24 protein-coding genes are annotated in these 23,863 nt (G+C 54.5%); 1 reads left to right on the top strand and 23 read right to left on the bottom strand.

The genetic code is table 11. The features are described 5' to 3' along the window. Positions 1-51 precede the first annotated feature (51 nt). The 10 genes from DI44_RS10055 to dpaA form a co-directional block, all read right to left on the bottom strand. Positions 52-783 (bottom strand): GntR family transcriptional regulator, encoded by a 732-nt coding sequence (locus tag DI44_RS10055; protein WP_033025115.1) that lies wholly within the window; start codon positions 781-783, stop codon positions 52-54. Positions 784-991: 208 nt separating this feature from the next. Then, complete coding sequence (locus DI44_RS10060) at positions 992-3,322, bottom strand: DNA translocase FtsK (RefSeq protein ID WP_033025114.1); 2,331 nt, start codon at positions 3,320-3,322, stop codon at positions 992-994. Positions 3,323-3,430: 108 nt separating this feature from the next. Continuing rightward, complete coding sequence (locus DI44_RS10065; RefSeq protein ID WP_033025113.1) at positions 3,431-3,655, bottom strand: YlzJ-like family protein; 225 nt, start codon at positions 3,653-3,655, stop codon at positions 3,431-3,433. Then, a complete protein-coding gene (locus DI44_RS10070; protein WP_033025112.1) occupies positions 3,652-4,392 on the bottom strand; it encodes a ClpP family protease in 741 nt (246 codons plus the stop codon). The genes DI44_RS10065 and DI44_RS10070 overlap by 4 nt, the downstream gene beginning before the upstream one ends. Before the next feature lie 117 nt (positions 4,393-4,509). Beyond that, entirely contained in the window at positions 4,510-6,180 is a 1,671-nt protein-coding gene (locus DI44_RS10075) for a ribonuclease J (RefSeq protein WP_011230778.1), read from the bottom strand. Positions 6,181-6,347: 167 nt separating this feature from the next. Continuing rightward, positions 6,348-7,223, bottom strand: a complete 876-nt coding sequence (gene dapA / locus DI44_RS10080; RefSeq protein ID WP_011230777.1) for a 4-hydroxy-tetrahydrodipicolinate synthase — start codon at positions 7,221-7,223, stop codon at positions 6,348-6,350. Between the two features lie 5 nt (positions 7,224-7,228). Next, entirely contained in the window at positions 7,229-8,482 is a 1,254-nt protein-coding gene (gene dapG, locus DI44_RS10085; RefSeq protein ID WP_033025110.1) for an aspartate kinase, read from the bottom strand. A 20-nt stretch (positions 8,483-8,502) separates the two neighbouring features. Beyond that, complete coding sequence (asd, locus tag DI44_RS10090; RefSeq protein ID WP_241766376.1) at positions 8,503-9,549, bottom strand: aspartate-semialdehyde dehydrogenase; 1,047 nt, start codon at positions 9,547-9,549, stop codon at positions 8,503-8,505. Positions 9,550-9,657: 108 nt separating this feature from the next. Next, positions 9,658-10,263, bottom strand: coding sequence for a dipicolinate synthase subunit B (locus DI44_RS10095; protein ID WP_013145721.1), 606 nt, complete (start codon positions 10,261-10,263; stop codon positions 9,658-9,660). Then, entirely contained in the window at positions 10,260-11,165 is a 906-nt protein-coding gene (dpaA, locus tag DI44_RS10100) for a dipicolinic acid synthetase subunit A (protein ID WP_033025107.1), read from the bottom strand. The genes DI44_RS10095 and dpaA overlap by 4 nt, the downstream gene beginning before the upstream one ends. A 192-nt stretch (positions 11,166-11,357) precedes the next feature. On the opposite strand from dpaA, the gene DI44_RS10105 reads away from it, so the two are divergent. Continuing rightward, entirely contained in the window at positions 11,358-11,600 is a 243-nt protein-coding gene (locus DI44_RS10105; RefSeq protein ID WP_011230772.1) for a YlmC/YmxH family sporulation protein, read from the top strand. 63 nt (positions 11,601-11,663) lie between these two features. Here DI44_RS10105 and DI44_RS10110 read toward each other — a convergent pair whose 3' ends face one another. The 13 genes from DI44_RS10110 to rimP form a co-directional block, all read right to left on the bottom strand. Beyond that, a complete protein-coding gene (locus tag DI44_RS10110) occupies positions 11,664-12,911 on the bottom strand; it encodes a pitrilysin family protein (protein WP_033025106.1) in 1,248 nt (415 codons plus the stop codon). Further along, entirely contained in the window at positions 12,898-13,881 is a 984-nt protein-coding gene (locus DI44_RS10115; protein WP_033025105.1) for a polysaccharide deacetylase family protein, read from the bottom strand. The genes DI44_RS10110 and DI44_RS10115 overlap by 14 nt, the downstream gene beginning before the upstream one ends. 87 nt (positions 13,882-13,968) lie before the next feature. Beyond that, entirely contained in the window at positions 13,969-16,140 is a 2,172-nt protein-coding gene (pnp, locus tag DI44_RS10120) for a polyribonucleotide nucleotidyltransferase (RefSeq protein WP_013523420.1), read from the bottom strand. 140 nt (positions 16,141-16,280) lie between these two features. Next, positions 16,281-16,550 carry a 30S ribosomal protein S15 gene (rpsO, locus tag DI44_RS10125; protein ID WP_011230768.1) on the bottom strand — a complete coding sequence of 90 codons (270 nt, stop codon included), beginning with the start codon at positions 16,548-16,550 and terminating at the stop codon, positions 16,281-16,283. Positions 16,551-16,637: 87 nt separating this feature from the next. Next, positions 16,638-17,618, bottom strand: a complete 981-nt coding sequence (ribF, locus tag DI44_RS10130) for a bifunctional riboflavin kinase/FAD synthetase (RefSeq protein WP_033025121.1) — start codon at positions 17,616-17,618, stop codon at positions 16,638-16,640. A 43-nt stretch (positions 17,619-17,661) separates the two neighbouring features. After that, positions 17,662-18,570, bottom strand: coding sequence for a tRNA pseudouridine(55) synthase TruB (truB, locus tag DI44_RS10135; protein WP_033025104.1), 909 nt, complete (start codon positions 18,568-18,570; stop codon positions 17,662-17,664). 54 nt (positions 18,571-18,624) lie between these two features. Further along, positions 18,625-19,008 carry a 30S ribosome-binding factor RbfA gene (gene rbfA / locus DI44_RS10140; RefSeq protein ID WP_033025103.1) on the bottom strand — a complete coding sequence of 128 codons (384 nt, stop codon included), beginning with the start codon at positions 19,006-19,008 and terminating at the stop codon, positions 18,625-18,627. Between the two features lie 15 nt (positions 19,009-19,023). After that, entirely contained in the window at positions 19,024-19,302 is a 279-nt protein-coding gene (locus DI44_RS10145) for a DUF503 family protein (protein ID WP_011230764.1), read from the bottom strand. Further along, complete coding sequence (infB, locus tag DI44_RS10150; RefSeq protein ID WP_033025102.1) at positions 19,299-21,518, bottom strand: translation initiation factor IF-2; 2,220 nt, start codon at positions 21,516-21,518, stop codon at positions 19,299-19,301. Before infB ends, DI44_RS10145 begins: the two co-directional genes overlap by 4 nt. Positions 21,519-21,531: 13 nt before the next feature. Then, positions 21,532-21,840 (bottom strand): YlxQ family RNA-binding protein, encoded by a 309-nt coding sequence (locus DI44_RS10155; RefSeq protein ID WP_033025101.1) that lies wholly within the window; start codon positions 21,838-21,840, stop codon positions 21,532-21,534. After that, the gene (locus DI44_RS10160; protein WP_033025100.1) at positions 21,830-22,120 is read right to left on the bottom strand and encodes a YlxR family protein; all 291 of its coding nucleotides are present in this window, start codon (positions 22,118-22,120) and stop codon (positions 21,830-21,832) included. The genes DI44_RS10155 and DI44_RS10160 overlap by 11 nt, the downstream gene beginning before the upstream one ends. 13 nt (positions 22,121-22,133) lie before the next feature. Next, the gene (nusA, locus tag DI44_RS10165) at positions 22,134-23,285 is read right to left on the bottom strand and encodes a transcription termination factor NusA (RefSeq protein WP_033025099.1); all 1,152 of its coding nucleotides are present in this window, start codon (positions 23,283-23,285) and stop codon (positions 22,134-22,136) included. Between the two features lie 24 nt (positions 23,286-23,309). Then, the gene (gene rimP / locus DI44_RS10170; protein ID WP_015374427.1) at positions 23,310-23,783 is read right to left on the bottom strand and encodes a ribosome maturation factor RimP; all 474 of its coding nucleotides are present in this window, start codon (positions 23,781-23,783) and stop codon (positions 23,310-23,312) included. Between the last annotated feature and the right edge of the window lie 80 nt (positions 23,784-23,863).

The raw sequence follows: 23,863 nt of genomic DNA, 5'->3' as shown, positions 1-23,863 counted from the left end.
TTAATTAGTATAAAGCTTCCGCTCTCTTTCTATGTACCCATTTTCACCCCCTTAAAAGCTGAACCGCTTCCGCATGACATGGAAGCTGAACTTGTCGGAGCGGAAGTAGTTGACGGAATAAAAAATCGGCTCATCGTTTTTATCGAAATGCATTTGCTTGAGCACAAGCAGCGCCGTTTCCGGGTCGCATTGCAAAATCGGCGACACTTTTTCGTGATAGCCGAGCGGCTCGATGCGCGCGACCGCATAGGCGATGTCGCGATGCGTTTGGTTGTGCAAGTTTTCAAACAGCGACTCCTGTTCATAGGAGATGCCCTTTGGCAAATATTTACATAAAATTTTATCCAAGCAATAAACGACCGGCTCTCCATCGGCGGTGCGCACCCGCTCGATGAGCAGCAAATCCTCGTCCGGCCGGCATTGGAAGCGGCGCATATCGTCTTCCGTCGGCTGTTGGATGGAGGAAGACAAAAAAATCGTTCCCGGCTTGCGCCCTGCTTGGCGAATCATATCCGTGACGCTTGAGAGCTGCTCAATGCCGGACGTAAACAGCGGGCGGGCGTTGACAAACGTTCCGACGCCGTGGCGGCGGATGATAATGTTTTCTTCTTCAAGCACCCGCAGCGCTTCCCTCAATGTCGCCCGGCTGACGCCAAGCTGTTTGGCGAGTTCAAACTCGGACGGCAGTTTTTGCTTTTCTTTGTACACTCCCGTTTCAATATCGCGCTTGATGCGATCGATGACTTGCAAGTAAAGGTGGCGGCTGTCTGATTTGATTGACATGACAACGTCCTCCGTGTTACGCATTCCGTTGAGATCAGACCTCTGACATTAGACATATAACCTTTTTGAGATTACTATATCATTTTTTACTGGGCAAATAAATAGGCGATATCAAATTTTGTCGAAGAAAAAGAAATAGGATTGGCAGCGCTTCCAATAAGATGTATGATTGAGCGGGCAGGCTTTTTTCGCCCGCCCTTTTTCCCATTTATGATGTCTTTTTTAAATCTTCTTTCGACCAAAGAACGGCGCGCGGCTTGCTTCCTTCATACGGGCCGACGACGCCGCGCTCCTCCATGGCATCAATGAGCCGAGCGGCGCGATTGTAACCGATGCGGAAGCGGCGCTGCAGCATCGAGACGGAGGCGCTTTGCATTTCGACGACAAGACGGACCGCCTCATCGTACAAATCGTCTTCAAGGGCTGAGGAAGAGGATTCGCTGTCTTCGACGAGCATCTCCTCATAGTATTGCGCCTGTTGCTGCCCGGTGACAAACCGAACGACTTCTTCCACCTCTTGGTCGGAGACAAACGCCCCTTGGACGCGCACCGGTTTTGAGGCCCCCATCGGCAAAAACAGCATATCGCCGCGGCCGAGCAGTTTTTCCGCCCCGCCCATATCCAAAATGGTGCGCGAGTCAATTTGCGATGATACACTGAAGGCGATGCGCGACGGAATGTTCGCTTTGATGACGCCGGTGATGACGTCCACCGACGGGCGCTGGGTGGCGATGATCAAGTGGATGCCAGCGGCGCGCGCCATTTGCGCCAAACGGGTGATCGCCTCTTCCACATCCGAGGAAGCCACCATCATCAAGTCGGCCAATTCGTCGATGATCACGACGATGTACGGCAAAAGCGGCTGCTGTTCCGACGCCGTTTCGTTATGGTGGCGGATATGCTCGTTATACCCTTCAATGTTGCGCGTGCCGGTATGCGAGAACAGCTCGTAGCGCCGCTCCATTTCTTGGACGACTTTTTTCAGCGCCTGGGCCGCTTTTTTCGCGTCGGTGACGACCGGTGTCAACAAATGAGGAACACCGTTGTACACACTTAACTCCACCATTTTCGGATCGATCATCATCAGCTTCACCTCATGCGGCTTCGTGCGCATGAGCAGGCTGACGATAATGCCGTTGATGCAGACGCTTTTGCCGCTGCCGGTCGCGCCGGCGATCAACAAATGCGGCATTTTGTTTAGTTCCGCAGCGACGACTTCACCGGAGATGTCGCGCCCAAGCGGAATCAAAAGCTTCGCCTTGTCCCGTGTATGCTCAATGGCTTCCAGCACTTCGCGCAGCGAAACAGTGGCGATCTCTTCATTTGGCACTTCGATGCCGATCGCAGACTTGCCGGGGATCGGTGCTTCAATGCGGATGTCTTTCGCCGCCAAAGCGAGCGCCAAATCGTCGCTTAAGCTGACAATTTTGCTCACTTTCACCCCGACGTCCGGATACACTTCATATTTCGTCACCGCCGGACCGAGGTGCACTTGCGTCACTTTCGCCTTGACGCCGAAGCTTTGGAACGTTTTCTCCAGTTTTCGCGCGTTGGCGTAAATGTTCGCATGATCGGCCGATTGCCCGGCCGGCTTCGGCAGGCGAAGCAAATCAAGCGGCGGCAGGTCGTAATTGGTGTTTTCATGCTCGGAAAACGCAAGCGGCGGCGCCGGTTTGTCCTCCTCCCCCCCACTGTCGCCTTCCACCAGTGGATTCTTCTCTTCTTCCGGCTCAGCGGCCGACCGGACCGCGGCAAAATCGGAAATGATCGGCGGCGGGGAAAGCAGTTCCTCATCCGGCTCGACGCTGCTTGCTTCAGCCGGCTCGTCTTCCCGCTTTGCGGCCGCCCGCCGCGAGCGTCGGCTTCGGCCGCCGCTTTCCTTGCGCTTCCTCCCCGCCCGCCATTGCTTTATATCTTCGACAAACGCCAACCATTCTTTTCGCACAAACGCTGCGGCAAAAGCAACCCATTTGCCGGCCGTCTCGCGCAGCGATTTCCCGGTCAGCACGACAAAGCCGACGATGAACAGAAGGAAACAAATCCATTTCGTCCCGGGCGAATCGAACAGCTGGTAGCTGGCGGCAAATAACAGCGCGCCGACCATTCCGCCCCCTAAATCCACATCGGCCTCCTTGCCGCTTGCTTCGTTCCAAAACAGCCCCCACGTCGTCCGAATGATGCTCGGATCAAGCTCGCCGCGCCGCGACATGAGTTCAAACAGCTTGTCATGGCTCAAAAGCAGAAGCGCCGCGGCGATGGACGAAGCGCCGACAAACGGGCGGCCCGTCCATGATGGCCACTCCCGCCGCCACATGACGATGAGCGATAATAGGAAAAGTCCGCCTACTAATAGCATGTACCATTCGCCGAAAAAAAAGCGGCCCACAAGCACGAGCGTCTCCCCGACAAGCCCGAGGCGGGCCATCGCCACGACAGCGACCGCGAGCAAGCCAAGTCCGATCAATTCAAAGCGGATTGTTTCCGTCCATGGCTGTGTTTTTGACGGCTTCCCTTTTCTTCTTCGCTTTCGTTTCGCCATGATCGTTCACTCCAGCATGAATGAATTGGCAAGCCGGAAAAAAGCAGCCAACAATGGCTGCTTTTTTCCGTTTGTTTACTATTATATCATGAACGGCTGAACAATTCATTACGATGTTGCCAGAGAAGCCGGAAATCTCGCCCCAGGCGCATATTTGGCGTTTAAAAAATGGAACGGATTCGTGCTTAAGTTTTGCACGATTTCATATTCTCCCGTTTCTACAGATTGGACGAGAAACGGAATGCCATTGTAATACACCATTTTCCGCTTCTCATAAACAGCGGCATCGACCGGAAAAATCAAATGTTCGGGCATGATCGTATACAAAATCATTGGATCATCTTCCCTTCCCCGTTTTTCCTCATCGCGATCAGCTCGCGCAGCTTCGCCATCGCTTGGGACACGCCCCCGACTTCATCGATGAGCCCGTACCGGACGGCGTCAGGCCCAACGACGTTCGTGCCGATGTCGCGCGTCAAATTGCCTTTGGAAAACATGAGCTCTTTAAACTTTTCCTCGCTGATCTTCGAATGTTTCGTCACGAAGCGGACGACGCGCTCCTGCATTTTATCCAAGTACTCAAACGTCTGCGGCACGCCGATGACAAGCCCCGTCAAACGGATCGGATGAATCGTCATCGTCGCCGTCTCGGTGATGAACGAATAGTTGCACGACACAGCGATCGGCACGCCGATCGAATGGCCGCCGCCAAGCACAACGGAAACAGTCGGTTTCGAGAGCGAGGCGAGCATTTCGGCAATGGCGAGCCCTGCTTCCACATCGCCGCCGACCGTATTTAAAATGACGAGCAGCCCTTCAATTTTCGGGTTTTGCTCGATGGCCACAATCTGTGGAATGACGTGCTCGTATTTCGTCGCCTTATTTTGCGGCGGCAGCTGAATATGCCCTTCAATCTGTCCGACGATCGTCAAACAATGAATGTTCGTATCGGGTTCCATTTGCGGGACGTTCGTCTGCCCAAGCTGGGTGATGGCCGCAGTTGCTTCCCCGGTCTTTGTTTCCGGTTGTTCTCCCTCGGTTTCCGCTTGAAAATAACGCTCCTTCTCCATCCATTTCATCTCCTTTCTTGTCGATCATACGCTTAGTATGGCCGAAAGAAAAAAGAAAAATGCCGGCAACGGCTGACCGTTCCCAGCATTTTACTGTGGACTTTGAGCATGATTGCATTATACTTCCATAATAATAGGCAAAATCATGGGTCTGCGCTTCGTTTTTTCAAATAAAAACTGGCTTAACGCTTCGCGGATGTTCGCTTTCAACGACGACCATTCGAGCATGTATGATTCAAGACAGCGCTCGATGATCGCCGCCACCATTTTCTCTGCTTCCTCAAGCAGCGTCTCAGACTCGCGCATGTAGACGAACCCGCGCGAAATGATTTCCGGGCCGGCGGCGATCGTTTTCGCTTCTTTATTCAGCGTGACGACGGCGATCAAAATGCCGTCTTGGGACAATAAGCGGCGGTCACGCAACACAATGTTGCCGACATCGCCAATGCCGAGGCCATCAATTAAAATATTGCCGTACGGCACTTTGCCGCCGGGGCGGGCGGCACCGCCGCGGAACTCGATCACTTCGCCTTTGTCGATTAAAAACGTCCGCTCCTCCGAGATGCCGACCGCCTTCGCCAACCGGGCGTGCGCTTTTTGCATCCGATATTCCCCATGCACCGGAATAAAGTATTTTGGCTTCATTAAATTGAGCATCAACTTTAATTCTTCTTGGCAACCGTGCCCAGATACGTGCACTTGCCGGTCGCGGTAAATCACGTTGGCGCCGGCCCGATACAAGGCGTCGATCGTTTTCGCGAACCCAAGCTCATAGCCCGGCATGACGGATGCGGCGACGATGACGGTATCCCCTTCTTTGATGTTCACTTGTTTGTTCGCTTGACGCGCCATGCGCCAAAGCGCGCTCATCGGCTCGCCATGCCCGCCGGTTGTCAAAATGACGAGCTCGCGGTCATTGTAGCGATCGATATCGTGCGCAGAAATCGTCACCTTGTCTGGAACGTGCAAATAGCCAAGGCGCACGGCGATGTCCATTACTTTATGCAGCGTTTTGCCGATGACTGCCACTTTACGCCCGGATTGGTGGGCGGCGTACAGCACTTGCTGGATGCGGGTGATGTTGGAAGCGTAGCAGGCAACAAACACGCGTCCTTTCGCATGGCCGATCACGTCAGCGATCTCATAGGCGACTACCGTATCGGAGCCGCTGTAGCCGGGGCGTTCGGCGTTTGTGCTGTCCGACAAAAGACACAGCACCCCTTCTTCGCCGATTTGCGCCATTTTCCCTAAGTCGGTGCGGTTGTTGCCGTACGGGGTTTGGTCAAATTTAAAATCGCTCGTGTACACGATCGCACCTTGCGATGTATGCAGACTGATGCCGATCGAATCGGGGATGCTGTGGATCGTGCGGAAAAACGTCACTTTCGCCTTGTCAAACACGAGCTCCGCATCCGGATGAACTTCATTGAGCTTCGCGCCCGACACCCCTTGTTCTTTTAACAGCGCCTCCGCCAACCCGAGCGTCAGCTTCGTTCCGTATACCGGCACAGACAGCTGCTTGAGCACGTAGGCGATCGCCCCCATATGCTCCTCGTGCCCGTGGGTGAGAAAAATTGCCTGAATGCGATGCTGCCGTTCAATCAAATATGTGATGTCCGGGATCACTTTGTCGATGCCGAGCATTTCGTCTTCCGGAAACATCACCCCGGCGTCGATGACAAAAATGTCCTCGTCCAATTCGACAACATACATGTTTTTGCCGATTTCTCCGACTCCCCCAAGGGCAAAAATGCGTATTTTCTCTACCGGCTTTATTTTCGATTTCAAGGCTGCGTCCTCCCAATTGTGATGCTAACCCGCTCAAAGTCACTTGCTTTTATTATAACGAATCGATGCTGAAAAACACAAGATGGTTCATTCACCAGCCAATGGATTTCACAGCCAAGGCAAAAAAAGGCCCCAACGCGCAAGCAAAGCGTTGGGGAATCGTTTCGTTACGACAGCGCATCGAGCAGGCGGCTTAGCTCCTTCCGCTCTTGTTCGGTGAGCGGCACAAGCGGAAGGCGCACCGAACCAACGTCCAGCCCGCGCAGCTGCAGCGCCGTTTTCACCGGCACCGGGCTTGGGGCGGCAAACAAGCCTTTCATGAGCGGCAGCCATTTTCGATGCAGCGCCGCCGCCTTCTGATGATCGCCCGCTAAAAAGGAACGAATCATTTCCTGCATTTCATTGCCAATGATGTGCGAAGCGACCGAGACGACGCCATTGCCGCCGATCGCTAGCACTGGAAGCGTCAAGCTGTCGTCGCCGCTGTAGAGCAAAAAGTCGTCCGGCGTACGCTCAATGATTTCCGCCATGGCGTCCAAATTGCCGCCCGCTTCCTTGACAGCGACAATGTTCGGAACTTCGGACAGCCGGATGACCGTCTCCGGAGCAAGACTCACCGACGTGCGCCCTGGAACGTTATACAGCATCACCGGCAGCGATGTGCTTTCGGCAATCGCTTTGAAATGTTGATACAGCCCTTCTTGGTTCGGCTTGTTGTAATACGGCGCCACAAGCATGACAGCATCGACGCCCGCCTCTTCCGCCTTTTTCGTCAGCTCGATCGACGCGCGCGTATCGTTCGTGCCCGTTCCAGCAATGACCGGCGCTCGGCCGTTGACGACGGAGACGACATGGCGAAAAAGCGCGATTTTTTCCTCGGTCGTCAACGTCGGCGACTCGCCGGTCGTGCCGGCGACAACGAGCGCATCTGTGCCATTGTCAAGCAAATAGTTGACAAGCTCCGTTGTTTTTGCCAAGTCGAGATTCCCTTTTCGGTCAAATGGCGTAACCATCGCCGTTATGATGTTCCCGAACTGAACCACGGTTTTCACTCCTCGCTCCCAATCGCTTCATCTTCGCCCGCATCCGCCTCGGATAAACAGAAGGCGTCATGCAGAGCGTTGACCGCCTTTTCCATATCGTCTTGCTTCACTAACACCCAAATCGTCGTATGGCTGTCGGCGGACTGCAAAATTTGAATGCCTTGCTCCGACAAGGCAGTGACGATTTTCGCCGTCACCCCCGGTACGCCGGCAATGCCGGCGCCGACGACCGACACTTTGGCGCATCGGGGCGTCACGGCCGGTTCGTAGCCGATGCGGCGCAGGGCGGCCACCGCTTTTTCCGTCATGTCGCCGCTCACGGTGTACACAACACCGTACGGGGAAATGTTGATAAAGTCCACGCTGATCCCTTCATGGGCCATCGCTTGAAACACGTCAGACTGCAGCTCATAGCGGCCTTCTTTCGCCAGCACTTTGATTTGTGTGACGTCGGCGACGTACGTAATGCCGGTGACAAGCCGCTCTTTCACATCGCTTCCTTTTCGGCCGCGGACCGATGAAGTGACGAGCGTCCCGGGTGCATCGGAGTACGTCGAGCGGATGCGCAGCGGCACTTTCGCCTGCATGGCGATCTCCACCGCGCGCGGATGGATCACTTTCGCCCCTTGGTACGCCATGTTGCAAATTTCCGTATACGTGACGACATCAAGCGGCCGGGCGCTCTCAACGATGCGCGGGTCAGCGGTCATGACGCCGTCGACATCGGTGAAAATATCGACCCACTCCGCGTTTAACGCCGCGCCGAGCGCCGCCGCCGACGTGTCGCTTCCTCCGCGGCCGAGCGTTGTCATGTCGCCGTTTTCCGCCATGCCTTGAAAGCCGGCGACAACGACAACGTCGTATTGCCGAAGCGCCTCAAGGAGGCGGTCGCAGCGCATTTCGAGAATTTTCGCGTTCGTATGATCGCTGTTCGTGCGGAATCCGGCCTGGGCGCCGGTGAACGCCGTCGCTTTGATGCCGTGTTCGTTCAACAAGTTGCTGAACACAACGCTTGAGATGATTTCTCCGCACGCCATAAGCATATCTTGCTCTCGTTTTGTGACATGGTGATGAACGCCGCCGATCAAACTAAGCAGCGTATCGGTCGCATATGGATCGCCGCAACGTCCCATAGCCGATACGACGGCCACGACTTTATAGCCATCTTCCAACGCCCGTTCAATATGGCGGCGCGCCAAGTTCCGTCCGCGCTCATCGCGGACGGACGTGCCGCCGAACTTTTGAACAATGAGTTTCATGCTAACACCTCGATGCTTTTTCAAATGAGCCCGAGCTTCAACAAACTTTCTGCGATTTGCACCGAATTCGAGGCTGCGCCTTTTAGCAAGTTGTCAGCGACAATCCATAGATGGAAGCCGCGGCGGTTGTCCAAATCGCGGCGAATGCGGCCGACAAACACGTCATACTTACCGACGCAGTCCACCGGCATCGGGTACAGCTGTTCGCTCGGATCATCTTGAAGCACGACGCCCGGCGCTTCGCGGAGCACCGCCTGCAAGTCGGCAGCGGTGACGCCGTCTTGTTCAATTTCGATGTACACCGATTCCGAATGGCCGCTCGCTACCGGAATGCGCACACACGTCGCCGCCACTTTCAGCTCAGGCATATGCATAATTTTTTTTGTTTCATTGATCATTTTCATTTCTTCAAACGTAAATCCATTGTCTTGAAACTTATCGATTTGCGGAATGGCGTTGAACGCAATTTGGTAATGCTTCCGGTCCGATTTCACTGGCAAAATGTTCGCCTCAACCGGCTTGCCTTCGAGCACGGCTTTCGTCTGCTCGTTGAGCTCTTCAATTGCCTGCGCTCCCGCCCCGGAGACAGCCTGGTACGTCGAGACGATGACGCGCTCTAAGCCAAACGCTTTCCGAATCGGCTCCAACACCACGACCATTTGAATCGTCGAGCAGTTCGGATTGGCGATAATGCCGTTATGCCACGTCAAGTCGCTTTCGTTCACTTCCGGAACGACAAGCGGCACGTTTTCCTCCATCCGAAACGCGCTCGTATTGTCGATCACGATCGCCCCGCGCCGCACCGCTTCCGGCGCCAGCGCTTTCGATACGGCGCCGCCGGCGCTGAACAAGGCGATGTCGACCCCATCAAAGCGCTCGGGCGATGCCGCCTGCACTTCGATCTCCTCGCTGCGGAAGCGCATTTTTTTGCCGGCTGACCGCTCCGATGACAACAAGGTCAATTTTCCAACCGGGAAGTTCCGGTCTTCAAGCGTCCGCACCATTTGCTGCCCAACTGCCCCCGTTGCTCCGACGACAGCGACATGATATTGTTTTTGAGCCATCAACCATTCTCCTTCCACATCGTCACTCTAAGAAGTGAATTCATAGTCTTTATTTTATCACATTCCGTTGCGGACGAGAGAACATTTTTATGCGGAACATTGATTTTTGATTCAGTTGTAGCGGAACCGCTCGATAATGACCGGCTGCAGCTGCTTCCCTTCAAGCGCGGCAAGAATCGTATCGCGCAAAAGCGGCATGTAGGCGACCATTGAGTTCGGCTTCGCCTGCGGGGCGTCTTGGCCGAACGGAATGAAATAAATGTTTTTTGCCGCCATAAGCCGCATTAAGTTGACGCCGTTTAAGCCGAGCGCATCGTTTGTGGAAATGCCAAGCACGACCGGGCGGTGGTTGCGCATCGTCGCTTTGGCGGCCATGAGCACCGGGGAATCGGTCATGGCGTTGGCTAGCTTGCTCATCGAGTTGCCGGTAAGCGGGGCGATCACCATGCAGTCGAGCGGAATTTTCGGTCCGAGAGGTTCTGCTTTGACGATCGTATCGATCACCTCGTTTCCGGTCAGCTGCTCCAGTTTTTTCACCCATTCTTCCCCTTCCCCGAAGCGGGTGTTCGTCGTTTTCACCGTATAGGTGACGATCGGCAGCACCTCCGCTCCTTCGTTGACGAGCTTCTCGATCTCCGGGAACACCGCATCATATGTGCAATGCGACCCGGTGAGGCCAAAGCCGATCCGTTTTCCTTTCAAGCTGTTCCCGCTCATGCATGATTCTCCTCCCGTTTTTGTAAATCTTCATATAACAGTTGCGCCAAGACGTTGGCAATGATTTGCCCAGCTGTCTTCGGCGCGACGACCCCAGGCAGCCCGGGCGCCAAAATGGCTTTCACTCCGCGCTTTTCGGCATAGCGGAAGTCAGTGCCGCCCGGTTTTGACGCCAAATCGATAATCAGCGTATGAGGCGGCATTTTCGCGATGACGCTCGCCGTCACGATGAGATGAGGCACGGTGTTGATACAGACGTCAATGTCACGCACTTCTTTTTCCAAATCGTTTAAGTGAAACGGCACGAGCCCCATTTCCGTGATGCGGGCGAGATGCTCCGACCGGCGCGCCCCGACTTTCACTTTCGCCCCCAACGCGGCGAACGTTCGGGCGACGGTCATGCCGACGCGTCCAAGCCCCAAGACAGCGACGCGCGAGCCATGGATCGTAAAATCCGTATGCTGAATGACCATCATCACCGTGCCTTCCGCGGTCGGAATCGAGTTGTAAATGGCGACATCGTCGCGCTCAAACAACTGCACGTGCTTGCGCCCTGTTTTTTTCACCAATTCGTCCAAATACGCGTTGCTGATGCCGGAATAAATCGTGCATTGCTGCGCCGTTTTTTGCACCATCTCTTCTGTAAACGGAATCGGTTCGTGGGCGAACACGCTGTTGACGTTTCCGTCCAGCGTCGTGCCGTGAACCGGCAAAATGATCGCATCCAAATCGGCAAAATCGACTTCGCCAATCGGCAGCTTCATCGCCCCGGTGAAATGATGGGCGAGCTGGTCGAAGCCGACAAGCGACAACTTCGCATCGAGTTCAACGAGTTTGCGAATGACTTCAAGCTGCCTAGCATCGCCGCCGATGATGGCGATGTGCATTCCTGTCAGCATCATGTTGTACGCTCACCTTCTTTTTTGGCAAACTGCTCCGTTTCCTTTCCCATCTTATGTCGGAAAGAAAATATAGGTGAATATCCTTGTAGGAAAAAATGGGTGATATGCGCCCAAAGCTGACAAGAGGCAGTCATTTTTTCTGTTTTTGTTCCTTACATATAAAGTAAAGAAGCGAAAAAGGAGGAAACCAGCATGAGGCTGAGCGAATTAAGCGGAAAAGAAATTGTCGATGTAAGCCGAGCCGAGCGGCTCGGGGTGCTCGGGCAGACCGATTTGGAAATCAACGAGCAAACGGGGCAGATCGAGGCGCTGCTCATTCCAACGGGAAAATGGTTCGGGTTTCGCAAAGACGGACAGGAAATTCGCGTGCCGTGGAAATATATTCGCAAAATCGGCGCCGATATGGTGATGATCGATGTCCCCGAGGAAGGATGAAAGAGGCGGAAACGAAAAAGCTAACAACCTAGCGAAAGGTCGTTAGCTTTTTTGATGCTCGGTCTATGAACGGAGCGGGCGCGGCAGCACGCCGTCCGGGCTGATTAAGGCGAGTGCGTAATCGTCCGTGAAAACCGTGCGCGCCAGTTCGTTTACTTTTTCTGCTGTGACGCTTTCAATCTCTTCAATGATCTCATCAAGCGAGCGATGGCGGCCGAGAAGGAGTTCATTTTTGCCGTTGCGGCTCATCCGGCTGTTCGTGCTCTCGAGCCCAAGCATCAGGCTTCCTTTCATCTGCTCTTTGCTGTTATGCAACTCTTTTTCGGTCACTCCGTCCTCCTTCAGCTGGCGAATGGTGTGCTGGATCGTTTCGAACAGCACATCAAGCTGGCTGCTTCCTGTGCCGGCGTAAATGGCGAGCAGGCCGCTGTCTTGGTAGGCGGAATGGTACGAGAACACCGAATACGCCAATCCGCGCTGTTCGCGCACTTCCTGAAACAGCCGGCTGCTCATGCTGCCGCCTAAAATATTGTTCAAGATGAGGAGCGGGTACGCGTCCGGATGGCCGATCGGCAACCCGTTGAATCCGATGCATACGTGCGCCTGCTCAGTGTCCTTTTTGCGCGCGATCTTTTGCGGCACAAACGCCGGCGTCCCTGAAGAAGGCGGCTTGCTCTCTGCGGCAAACGAGCCGAAATAGCGCTCGACCTCATCAATAAACCGTTCGTCGACGTTGCCGGCGACCGAAATGACGACGCGATCCGGTGTATAGTAGTCCGCCATATATTGGCGCAGCGTGTCGCCAGTAAACGTGCGCAGCGTCTCTTCCGTGCCCAAAATCGGATAGCCGAGCGGATGACCCGCATAGCACGCTTTGCCGAGCAAATCGTGGACGATGTCATCCGGTGTATCTTCATACATTTTGATTTCCTCGAGCACGACGTTGCGCTCCTTTTGCAGCTCATCCTCCACAAATGTCGAGTGGAAAAACATATCGGCGAGCATTTCAAGCGCCAGCGGCGCGTGTTCATCCAACACTTTGGCGTAGTAACACGTATACTCCTTCGATGTAAAGGCGTTTACTTGCCCGCCGATGCTGTCGAATGCTTCCGCAATGTCCCGGGCCGTGCGCGTCGTTGTCCCCTTGAAAAACATATGCTCTAAAAAATGGGAAATGCCATTGGTTTGCTCCGTTTCATTGCGCGAGCCGGTCCCGATCCATATGCCGATGGCCACCGACCTTACAGTCGGAATTTGCTCGAGCACGATTCGCACACCGTTTTTGCACGTATATTTGTTAATCAACTCCATGTTCCTCCTGTTTGTTTGCCAGTCTTTTCTCATCGAATAAGGCCGTCAAGCTGCCTAGGGCGTAGCCTTTTTGCTTAATCGAGATGATCAGCTCGTCAAGTGCAGCCGCCGTCGGCATCGTTGGGTGCATCAAAATGATGGCGCCAGGATGAACTTTCGATGTCACCCGTTTCACTATAACAGATGGCGACGGTTTTTGCCAATCAATTGTATCGACGCTCCATAGAATCGTTTTCATGCCGAGTTCCGCGGCGACCTCGACGACCTCGTCGCGGTAGCTGCCGCTTGGCGGGGCAAACCATTTGCATTTGACCGCCGTCGCCGCCTCAATCACTTCGTTTGTTTTCTCGAGCTCACGTCGGATGTTGTCGACAGCGAGCGTTTTCATATCGGGATGGCTGTAGGAATGGTTGCCGATTTCATGGCCGGCGTCTGCTATCATTTTTGCCATCTCCGGGTGATTTTTTACCCATCGCCCCTCTAAAAAGAACGTCGCCTTGACATTGTATTTTTTCAGCGTCTCAAGCATGTCGGGGAGGTATTCTTCCCCCCAAGCGACATTGACAGCAAACGCCACCATCGGCTTGTCAGGATGGCCGCGGTAAATCGGCGCCGGCGGCAAATCGTCCAAATGGACGCGGGGTGGCACTTGACGGAACACAAGTTTCCGTTCGTCAAACGTTCCGGTTTTCTTCATATTTTCATAAGAAGCATCGATGTCGACGGCGAGCCCGTTGTAGCCGGGCGTCGCCTTCCATACTTTATCGATGACCGCATCTTGGGCGGGAATTTCATATTGCTTCGCTTGTTTGACGATCGTGTCATACAGCTTGTCGCGCTCTTTCATCGCGGTCGTTTCCATCGGGCGCCAGCTCGCGATGTAATCGCCAACCGGCGGCCAATGAACCGCCGCCCAGGCGGCAAGAAACATGACCGCTAGCGCCATATAGCGGGCATAGCCGTTGTTCACCCTTGTCCCCCTCCTTTTTTACTACTACAACATATGTCTTAGGGGGACAGGATAGAACATAACAAAAGAGCCTTAAGAAACAAATTCCTAAGGCTTCATGCGATGGCGCTCCGGCCGTCTTCCTCGTTTTTCCCTAGATTCCCGCGGCAGTTCCCCTCCAATGTTGCGGGCATCGCGCAACACCGCTTTGCGCGACAGGTTGACGCGCCCTTGCTTATCGATTTCCGTTACTTTCACTAAAATTTCATCGCCAATCGAAACGACGTCTTCGACTTTGCCGACCCGCCCTTCAGCGAGCTCGGAAATGTGGACAAGCCCGTCTTTGCCGTTGAACAGCTCAACGAAGGCGCCGAATTTTTCGATCCGCTTCACTTTGCCCAAATACACTTGGCCGACTTCGACTTCGCGGACGATGTCTTCGATGATTTGCTTCGCTTTTTGGTTGGCCGCTTCATCCACAGACGAGATGAAAATCGTGCCGTCTTGTTCGATGTCGATTTTGACGCCGGTTTCATCGATGATTTTGTTGATCTGCTTGCCGCTTGGTCCGATGACCTCACGGATTTTGTCCGGATTGATGTGCATGATCAAAATTTTCGGCGCATATTTGGACAGCTCTTTGCGCGGCTCGCTGAGCGTTTGCATCATATGGTCCAAAATCTCAAGCCGCCCTTTGCGCGCTTGCATGAGCGCCTCTTCCAAAATCTCGCGCGTCAACCCTTTGATTTTAATGTCCATTTGCAACGCAGTGACGCCTTTTCTCGTGCCGGCGACTTTAAAGTCCATATCGCCAAGATGGTCTTCGATGCCTTGAATGTCGGTCAAAATCGTGTAATGGTCGTCGTTTTTCACAAGCCCCATAGCAATGCCGGCGACCGGTGCTTTAATCGGCACCCCAGCGTCCATCATCGCCAGCGTGCTGGCGCAAATGCTGGCCTGCGATGTCGAGCCGTTCGACTCAAGCACTTCCGAAACGAGGCGGATCGTATACGGGAATTCGCGCTCCGACGGCACGACCGGCTCGAGCGCCCGTTCGCCAAGCGCCCCGTGTCCGATTTCACGCCGCCCCGGCCCGCGCATCGGCCCGGTTTCCCCGACGGAAAACGGCGGGAAGTTGTAATGGTGCATAAACCGCTTCGATTCTTCAAGATCAAGCCCGTCCAAAATTTGCACATCGCCAAGCGCCCCAAGCGTGCAAACGCTCAACACTTGCGTCTGCCCGCGCGTAAACAAACCGGAGCCGTGCGTGCGCGGCAGGACGCCGACCGCCGATGAGAGCGGACGGATTTCATCGACTTTGCGCCCGTCCGGACGGATTTTCTCGACCGTGATCAAACGGCGCACTTCCTCTTTCACGAGCTTATGCAAAATTTCCTGTACTTGCTTGAGCTTCTCCTCATCCGCTTCTTCCGCCTCATATTTGGCGATGACGCCAGCTTTCACATCTTCAATGGCAGCATCGCGCGCCAGTTTCTCCGGCACTTGCACCGCTCGCTTAATGTCCGCTTCCGCAAGCTGGCGGATTTCCGCCTCCAGCGCTGGATCCGGCTCGTAAAGGACGACTTCCATTTTTTCTTTGCCGACTTGGGCGGCGATTTCCTCTTGGAAGGCGATGAGCCGCTTCACTTCCTCATGGCCGAACATGATCGCTTCAAGAATCACTTCTTCCGGCACCTCATCCGCCCCGGCTTCCACCATGTTGATCGCATCTTTTGTGCCGGCGACGACAAGATGCAGATCGCTTTTTTCCATTTGCTCGACCGTCGGATTGATGACAAACTGGCCGTCGACGCGGCCGACGATGACACCGGCGATCGGCCCTTCAAACGGAATGTCGGAAATCGTCAGCGCCACCGACGAACCGATTAAGGCCGCTACTTCCGGCGCGCAGTCTTGATCGACGCTCATGACCATCGAGACGACTTGCACTTCGTTGCGGAATCCTTCAGCAAACAGCGGGCGAATCGGCCGGTCGATGAGTCGGCTCACCAAAATCGCTTTCTCGCTCGGGCGGCCTTCGCGCTTAATAAACCCGCCCGGAATTTTCCCGACGGCGTACAGCCGCTCCTCGTAGTTGACGGTGAGCGGGAAAAAGTCGACGTTTTTCGCCTCCCGCGACGCGGTGGCCGTGCTCAGCACGACCGTATCGCCGTAGCGGACGAGCGCCGCCCCGTTCGCCTGTTTCGCCAGTTCGCCGGTTTCAACAATGAGCGGCCGCCCAGCCACATCGATGGAAAACACGCGTTTCTCTTGTTCCATACAGACGAGTACTCCTCTCTATGTACAAATAAAAATATGGATCCGCTGATGATTAGTATAGACGAATTGGCGCCATTGTTATCATCGCCGTGTCAATCACGCCTATAAACTAGCAAAAAAGCGGGAATGCTCCCGCTTTTTTATCGACGTAATCCAAGTTTCTCAATCAATTCACGGTAGCGCGCCACATCTTTCTTGCGCAAATAGGCCAATAAGTTGCGGCGCTTCCCGACCATTTTCAGCAAGCCGCGCCGTGAATGATGGTCTTTTTTATGAATGCGCAAATGCTCGTTCAAGTTGTTGATTTGCTCCGTCAGGATAGCAACTTGCACTTCCGGAGAACCGGTGTCGTTCTCATGGATTTTAAATTGCTCGATGATTTCGCGTTTGCGCTCCTGCGTCAATGCCATCGTTGTTCACCTCCCTAGCTTTACATCCCCGATTGCCGAGCGGGCGTCGGTGACTCGCCTAGCCAAGCAATGGTTCGCATACATTGATTAGAATACCTCTTTTTCCGGCAAAATGCAAGTCTTTTCGCCGAAACAGCGGAAATACTGCTCCGCCTCTTTCTTATCGCGGGCGATTTGCGCCGTCAGTTCGTCGACACTGGCGAACTTCCGCTCGCTCCGCAGACGGCGGTGCCACTCAATTGTCATCGTTTGTCCATAAATATCGCCGGAAAACTCGAACAAGTGCACTTCAATATTCGGCAATCCTTCGCGCGTTTCATGGAACGTCGGTTTGTAGCCGACGTTCGCCACCCCTTCATATACTTGCCCGCCGATCGTCGCCTTGACTGCATAGACGCCGACTGTCGGCAAGGCATAATCGCTGTTTAAAGCGATGTTCGCCGTTGGAAAGCCGATCATCCGTCCGCGCCGCTCCCCGGCAACGACCGTTCCTTCAAGCTCGTAAAAGCGGCCGAGCAGGCGGGGGAGCTGTTCGACCGCCCCGTCTTCGAGCAGTTTCCGCACCCGGGACGAGCTCACTTTTTCCCCGTCGACCGCGAGCTTCGGAATGACCGTCTGTCCAAAGCGGCCGCGCGCATGAATCGGCATCGTCTCCATCGTTCCTTTTCCGAACCGCCCGTAAGTGAAATCGAAGCCGGCGACGACATGCTTCACGTGCAACCCATCCAAATATTGGTCAACGAACGCTTCTGGCGACAGCGCGGCAAACGTCGGCGTAAATTCAACGATGTACAGCCGGTTGACGCCAAGTGATGCAATTAGTTGCTCCTTTTTGCCAAGCGGCGTGATCAAGCGCAGCTCGGACTGTTTGCCGAGCACAACGGACGGATGAGGATGAAACGTCATCACCGCGCTTTCGTACCCGCGCTCGTTGGCGATCTCGACCGCGGTGCGGATCACTTTTTGATGGCCGAGGTGGATGCCATCGAAATAGCCGAGCGCCATCACCGTCGGAGGGAGCGCCTGGCGTTCGAGACGGTGCGGATGCGAAAGAAACAGCGTTTCCATGTCCATGACCTACCTTCTTTATTTCCGCGCTGCACCCGCGGCGTTAACGAAACACTTTGAGCGGTTTCATCAAACCGGGGTGCGCCGGATGCTTCACGTACAGGGCCAGCGCTTCCCGCTCGGGCGAAACAAGAACGACCGGCCCGTCAAGCTTCTCTAAAAAAGCGGGAAGCCGGAGCAGCGCCCCATTTTTTACCTTCTCTGCTACTTTATCATTGATTTCATATTTCGGCAAATGAAAAAGGGCTCGCTCGATCGGAATGAGCAAGGCATCGGCCGTCCCGTCGGCCGCCCGGCGCTCAACGTCTTCAAACGTCACGCAATCTTCAAGCCGAAACGGCCCGGACGCCGTGCGGATGAGGTCGGACATATGCGCCGGATAGCCGAGCCGCTCGCCGATCATCACCGCCAGTGTGCGTACGTACGTGCCTTTGCTGCACGTGACGCGAAAGCGAAATGACACCGTTTTCCCAAAGAATTGTTCACATTCATCAAGCAGTTCGAGCTCATAAATGGTCACGCGCCGCGTCGGGCGTTCGACTTCGATGCCGGCGCGCGCGTATTCATACAGTTTTTTGCCGCCCACTTTCACCGCGGAGTACATCGGCGGTGTTTGCTCAATTTCCCCGGTCAAGCTGTCAAACACCGCTTCGATCTCCGCGCGCGCAATCGATCGGTCAACCGGACGGGCGGCGATGATGTCGCCGTCCGCATCTTCGGTTGTCGTCGCCGCGCCAAGCGTCACTTTTCCTTCGTACGTTTTCGTCGTCCCGGTCAAAAATTCGGCGATGCGCGTCGCCTTGCCAAGGCAAATTGGCAGCACACCGGACACGTTTGGGTCAAGCGTGCCGGTGTGCCCCGCTTTTTTTACGCCAAGCAGGCGGCGCACTTTGGCCACGCAGTCGTGCGACGTCATCCCTTTCGGTTTATTGAGCAGCAATACCCCGTCCATCGGCGCACCCTTTCCGTTTCCATAATCATGAATGGAAATGGATAGACGGTTCGTCTATCCATTGTTCGGCTCCTCATCCGCCTCTTTCGCCGGGTGGTCATCGCTTGAAATTTGCCGGATCAGCTGTTCGATGCGGCTGCCGTATTCGATCGTTTCATCGATTTCAAAGAAAATTTCCGGCGTCTTGCGCAGGCGGATGCGCTGTCCGATTTCCGAACGGATAAACCCTTTCGCTTTCTCGAGCGCCTTCAATGTATTTTCCCGCTGTTCATCATCGCCGAGGACGCTGATGTACACTTTCGCCTGCTGCAAATCGCCGGTGACCCGCACATCGGTCACCGTGACAAAGCCGATGCGCGGGTCTTTCAGCCTGCGGCTGATGATGTCGCTCAACTCTTTTTTCATTTGCTCGCCAACGCGAGTTGCCCGTATATTCATCATCCATCACCTCGGTTACAACCACTCGAATGACGTGGCCGCCCGCTCCAGCTCAGGGAACGAGTCGATCAAAGCGAGCGCCCGTTCGAGCTCCCGTTCGGTCGCCCGGCGGCTGGACGTAATGGCGACAAGACCGATGGTCGCTCGCTGCCATGCGTCTTGATGATCGATTTCGGCCACAGAGACGTTATATTTTTGCCGGATTCTTGTCATCACTCGCTGCAGGACGGCCCGTTTATCCTTGAGCGATCGGGCGTTGTAGATGATGCATTCGCACGCGGCGAAGCCGATCATGCCCGAGCCACTTCCTGCATGACGTATGCTTCGATGACATCTCCTTCTTTAATATCATTGAAGTTTTTGATCGTCAGCCCGCATTCATACCCTTGCGCCACCTCGCGCACATCGTCTTTATACCGCTTGAGCGAATCGATTTCCCCTTCGTAGACGACGATGCCTTGGCGAATGAGGCGCACCTTGCTGTCGCGGGTGATTTTGCCGTCAGTGACATAGCAACCGGCGATCGTGCCGACTTTCGATACTTTGAACGTTTGCCGCACTTCCGCCTGGCCGATCACTTTTTCCTCGTACTCCGGATCGAGCATCCCTTTCATCGCCGCTTCAATTTCCTCGATGACATTGTAAATGATGCGATGGAGACGGATGTCGACTTTTTCCGATTCAGCGGCGCGCTTTGCGTTTGCATCCGGACGGACGTTAAAGCCGATGACGATGGCGTTCGATGCCGTCGCCAGCGAAATGTCCGATTCGGTGATGGCGCCGACCGCCGCGTGGATGATTTTCACCCGCACGCCTTCCACATCGATTTTTTGCAAGGCGGCGACAAGCGCCTCAACCGATCCTTGAACATCGGCTTTGACGATCAAGTTCAGCTCTTTCATTTCGCCTTGCTTAATTTGTTCGAACAAATCATCCAAGCTGACGCGCGTTTTGACACTTCGCTGCTCCTGCAGCTGCCGCTGCGCCCGCGCCTCCGCGATTTGCCGCGCCTTTTTCTCATCCTCAAACACCATGAAGCGGTCGCCGGCTTGCGGCACTTCATGCAGCCCAGTAATTTCGACTGGCATCGACGGAGTCGCCTCTTTGACGCGCCGGCCGCTGTCGTTCACCATCGCGCGCACGCGCCCGTATGTTGTGCCGACGACGATCGGATCGCCGACACGCAACGTTCCCGCTTGAATCAAAAGCGTTGCCACCGGGCCACGCCCTTTATCAAGCTTCGCTTCGATCACCGTACCGACCGCGCGCCGGTTCGGGTTGGCTTTTAATTCTTCCATCTCACTGACAAGCAAAATCATTTCCAAAAGATGATCAAGGCCCTCTTTCGTTTTCGCCGACAACTTGCAGAAAATCGTATCGCCGCCCCATTCTTCTGGAACGAGGTTGTATTCCATCAATTCTTGCATGACGCGGTCCGGGTTCGCTTCCGGCTTATCAATTTTGTTGATGGCGACAATAATCGGCACGTTTGCCGCCTTGGCGTGGTTGATCGCTTCCACCGTCTGCGGCATCACCCCGTCATCCGCGGCAACGACAAGAATGACGATATCGGTCACTTGCGCGCCGCGCGCCCGCATCGTTGTAAACGCTTCATGCCCCGGCGTATCGAGGAACGTAATTTTTTTGTCATTGACCGTCACTTGATACGCACCGATGTGTTGCGTAATACCGCCGGCTTCTTGCTCCGTCACTTTGGAATGGCGGATCGCATCAAGCAACGTCGTTTTCCCATGGTCGACGTGCCCCATGATCGTCACGACCGGCGGCCGTTCAACCAAATCTTCCGGCGCGTCGACAATTTCGATCGCTTCAAAGTTCGTCTCATCGATCGTCACTTTTTCTTCGACTTCAACCCCGTAATCCGAGCAGATGAGCTCGATGGCGTCTTTGTCTAAATCTTGGTTGATTGTCGCCATCACGCCGAGCATAAACAGCTTCTTAATAATTTCCGACGGTTCGCGGCCAAGCTTTTTCGCCAGTTCGGCCACGGTAAGCGAGCCTTCAAACGTAATTTTTTTCGGCAGCTCTTTTTCTTTTTTCGCCGGCTGCGGCGCTTGTTTTGCGGCTGGTGCTGCCTGCTTTTTCCCTTTCGCCGGCCCTTTTCCTTTCTTTTTCGCCGCTTGGAGCAGTTTCTTTTCTTGCTGTTGCGCCTCGGTTTTTTTCGTTTCCTTCCCTTTTGGCGCTCCCTTTTTCTTCGCCGGTTTCATTTTCGCCGCTTCTTTGCTGTCGTCAAAAATTTCCTCATCAGCAAAATCGGCCGCTTTCGCCGGCGTCGGCCGTTTCGGCTTCTCCGTTTTCTTTTCCGCTTTTTTCTCTTCTTTTTTCCCGGCGTTCGGGCGATATTGATGGTCGAGTTTTTCGACGACATCAGCCTCCAGCATCGCCATATGGTTGTTCACTTCAATGTTCATTTCTTTCAATTTATGAATAACGTCCTTGCTTGGCACGTTCTGTTTTTTCGCGTATTCATACACACGCATTTTCGACATACATTCACCCCCATTAAGATCGGTCGAGCATCGTCTGCAATTGGCGCGCAAACCCTTCGTCGGTGACAGCGACAACGACGCGGGCGTCCTTGCCGATCGCGCCGCCAAGCGTATACCGGTCCGGCACTTTGCAAAGCGGGACGCCATAAAACGTGCATTTATCCGTTACTTTTTTTTCGGTGTTGACCGATGCGTCTTGCGAAAGCAAGACGAGCCGCGCCCGGCCCCGCTGCACTTCTTTGACGACAAGCTCCTCGCCGGAGACGACTTTGCCCGCCCGCTGCGCCAATCCAAGCATCGATGCCCAACGGTTATGCTTCATGTCCGGCCTGTTTCTCCTTTTCCGCCAAGGCGAGCAATTCGTCATAAATCGCATCGGCGATGTCTGCTTTTAAATGGCGGGCCAAAATGTTTTTCTTTTTCGCCTGCAAAATGCATTCCGGATCAAGGGTAATATACGCGCCGCGCCCCGCCTTTTTGCCGGTCGGGTCGATCGACACTTCCCCCTCTTTCGAGCGGACGATGCGCACCATCTCCCGTTTCGGCTTCATCTCTCCAGTGACGACGCATTTGCGCAACGGAATTTTCTTTTGCGCTGCCATTTTTCATTCCCCCTCACTCGATTTCCGCCGATTGATCAAACGATGGGCCGTTTTCTTCGCTATTTTCATTATCGGCCGCCGCATCGCTGAAATCAAGCGAAGTGGTTGGCGCATGCGGATCAATGCCCATCTCCCGCGCTTCCGATTCGCTTTTAATATCGATTTTCCAGCCGGTCAATTTCGCCGCCAGCCGCGCGTTTTGCCCGCGTTTGCCGATGGCGAGCGACAGCTGATAGTCCGGAACGATGACCGTCGTCGCCTTTTGCTCTTCGTTGACAATGACGCGCAGCACTTTCGCCGGGCTTAACGCGTTGGCGACAAACTCCACCGGATCGGCCGACCAGCGGACGATATCGATTTTTTCTCCGTTCAGCTCATCAACAATGGCCTGCACGCGTTGCCCTCTCGGTCCGACGCACGCGCCGACCGGATCGACTTCCGGGTTGTCGGAGTGGACGGAAATTTTCGAACGGTCGCCGGCTTCGCGGGCGATCGATTTAATCTCGACCGTTCCGTCGTAAATTTCCGGCACTTCGAGCTCAAACAGCCGTTTCAACAGTCCCGGGTGGGTGCGGGAGACGAAAATTTGCGGCCCTTTTGTCGTTTTTTCCACTTTCGTAATGTATACTTTCAACCGGTCGTGCGGCTTATATGTTTCATTCGGCATTTGTTCGTTTGCCGGCAGGAGCGCCTCCGCCTTGCCGAGGCTGACGTAGACAAAGCGCGGGTCAACGCGCTGGACGATGCCGGTCATAATGTCCTCTTCACGGTCGACAAATTCGGCGTAGATGATGCTCCGCTCCGCCTCGCGCACGCGCTGGGTGACGACTTGCTTCGCCGTCTGCGCGGCGATGCGCCCGAAATCGCGCGGCGTCACTTCGAGCTCGACGACATCGCCGATTTGATAGTTCGGATTGATCCGCTGCGCGTCCTCAAGCGAAATTTCAAGGCGCGGGTCGGTCACCTCTTCGACGACATCTTTGCGGGCGAGCACGCGGATCGTGCCGGTGTCCATATTGAGATCGACGCGCACGTTTTGCGCCTGTCCGAAATTGCGTTTATACGCCGAAACGATCGCCGCTTCGATCGCTTCCATGACAACTTCTTTGCTGATGCCTTTTTCCCGCATCAAATCGGCTAACGCCTCAAGCAATTGCGTGTTCATGCAACAAAAATCCCCCTTTTGCGATTAGAAGAAAATGACGGCTAATCGGGCGCTTGCCACTTTTTCATACGGAATGGCGACCGTTTTTTGCCGTCCGCGGTCTTTGACCAACAGCGTCACGGTCGTTCCGTCAAAAGCGGTTAGTTCGCCTTCAAACTGCTTTTCTCCTTCAATGGGTTCATACGTTTTGATATATACATGTTTCCCAATGGCTTTGGCAAAATCTTTTGCCTTTTTCAGCGGCCGCTCCGCTCCGGGCGATGACACTTCCAAAAAATAGTTATGCGGAATCGGGTCGACTTCATCCAGCTTTTCGCTCAATTTTTCGCTGACAGCACCGCATTGTTCAATATCGACGCCATCGTCAGAGTCAATGAAAACGCGCAAAAACCAATTTTTCCCTTCCTTCACATATTCAATATCGACGAGTTCAAGCCCCATTTCGTCCAAGATCGGTGTGACGAGTTGTTCGACCGTTTCTGTCACCTTTTTGCTCATTGTGTTCCTCCTTACCGAGCAAACGTGCATGCATGGCATAATGAGAAAATCCCCTGCACAGGGCGGGGAATGAACGAGAG

The organism is Geobacillus sp. CAMR5420 (assembly GCF_000691465.1).
GTDB classification, from domain to species: Bacteria; Bacillota; Bacilli; order Bacillales; family Anoxybacillaceae; genus Geobacillus; species Geobacillus thermoleovorans.
This window is presented reverse-complemented; position numbering and strand designations above follow the sequence as displayed.

Bases quoted from the DNA above. Each gene is read 5' to 3' on its own strand.
- DI44_RS10055 (WP_033025115.1), bottom strand. From the start codon at position 783: ATGTCAATCAAATCAGACAGCCGCCACCTTTACTTGCAAGTCATCGAT.
- DI44_RS10060 (WP_033025114.1), bottom strand. From the start codon at position 3,322: ATGGCGAAACGAAAGCGAAGAAGAAAAGGGAAGCCGTCAAAAACACAG.
- DI44_RS10065 (WP_033025113.1), bottom strand. From the start codon at position 3,655: ATGATTTTGTATACGATCATGCCCGAACATTTGATTTTTCCGGTCGAT.
- DI44_RS10070 (WP_033025112.1), bottom strand. From the start codon at position 4,392: ATGGAGAAGGAGCGTTATTTTCAAGCGGAAACCGAGGGAGAACAACCG.
- dapG (WP_033025110.1), bottom strand. From the start codon at position 8,482: ATGAAACTCATTGTTCAAAAGTTCGGCGGCACGTCCGTCCGCGATGAG.
- DI44_RS10095 (WP_013145721.1), bottom strand. From the start codon at position 10,263: ATGAGCGGGAACAGCTTGAAAGGAAAACGGATCGGCTTTGGCCTCACC.
- dpaA (WP_033025107.1), bottom strand. From the start codon at position 11,165: ATGATGCTGACAGGAATGCACATCGCCATCATCGGCGGCGATGCTAGG.
- DI44_RS10105 (WP_011230772.1), top strand. From the start codon at position 11,358: ATGAGGCTGAGCGAATTAAGCGGAAAAGAAATTGTCGATGTAAGCCGA.
- DI44_RS10110 (WP_033025106.1), bottom strand. From the start codon at position 12,911: ATGGAGTTGATTAACAAATATACGTGCAAAAACGGTGTGCGAATCGTG.
- pnp (WP_013523420.1), bottom strand. From the start codon at position 16,140: ATGGAACAAGAGAAACGCGTGTTTTCCATCGATGTGGCTGGGCGGCCG.
- rpsO (WP_011230768.1), bottom strand. From the start codon at position 16,550: ATGGCATTGACGCAGGAGCGCAAACGCGAAATCATCGAGCAATTTAAA.
- ribF (WP_033025121.1), bottom strand. From the start codon at position 17,618: ATGGAAACGCTGTTTCTTTCGCATCCGCACCGTCTCGAACGCCAGGCG.
- truB (WP_033025104.1), bottom strand. From the start codon at position 18,570: ATGGACGGGGTATTGCTGCTCAATAAACCGAAAGGGATGACGTCGCAC.
- rbfA (WP_033025103.1), bottom strand. From the start codon at position 19,008: ATGAATATACGGGCAACTCGCGTTGGCGAGCAAATGAAAAAAGAGTTG.
- DI44_RS10145 (WP_011230764.1), bottom strand. From the start codon at position 19,302: ATGATCGGCTTCGCCGCGTGCGAATGCATCATCTACAACGCCCGATCG.
- infB (WP_033025102.1), bottom strand. From the start codon at position 21,518: ATGTCGAAAATGCGTGTGTATGAATACGCGAAAAAACAGAACGTGCCA.
- DI44_RS10155 (WP_033025101.1), bottom strand. From the start codon at position 21,840: ATGAAGCATAACCGTTGGGCATCGATGCTTGGATTGGCGCAGCGGGCG.
- DI44_RS10160 (WP_033025100.1), bottom strand. From the start codon at position 22,120: ATGGCAGCGCAAAAGAAAATTCCGTTGCGCAAATGCGTCGTCACTGGA.
- nusA (WP_033025099.1), bottom strand. From the start codon at position 23,285: ATGAACACGCAATTGCTTGAGGCGTTAGCCGATTTGATGCGGGAAAAA.
- rimP (WP_015374427.1), bottom strand. From the start codon at position 23,783: ATGAGCAAAAAGGTGACAGAAACGGTCGAACAACTCGTCACACCGATC.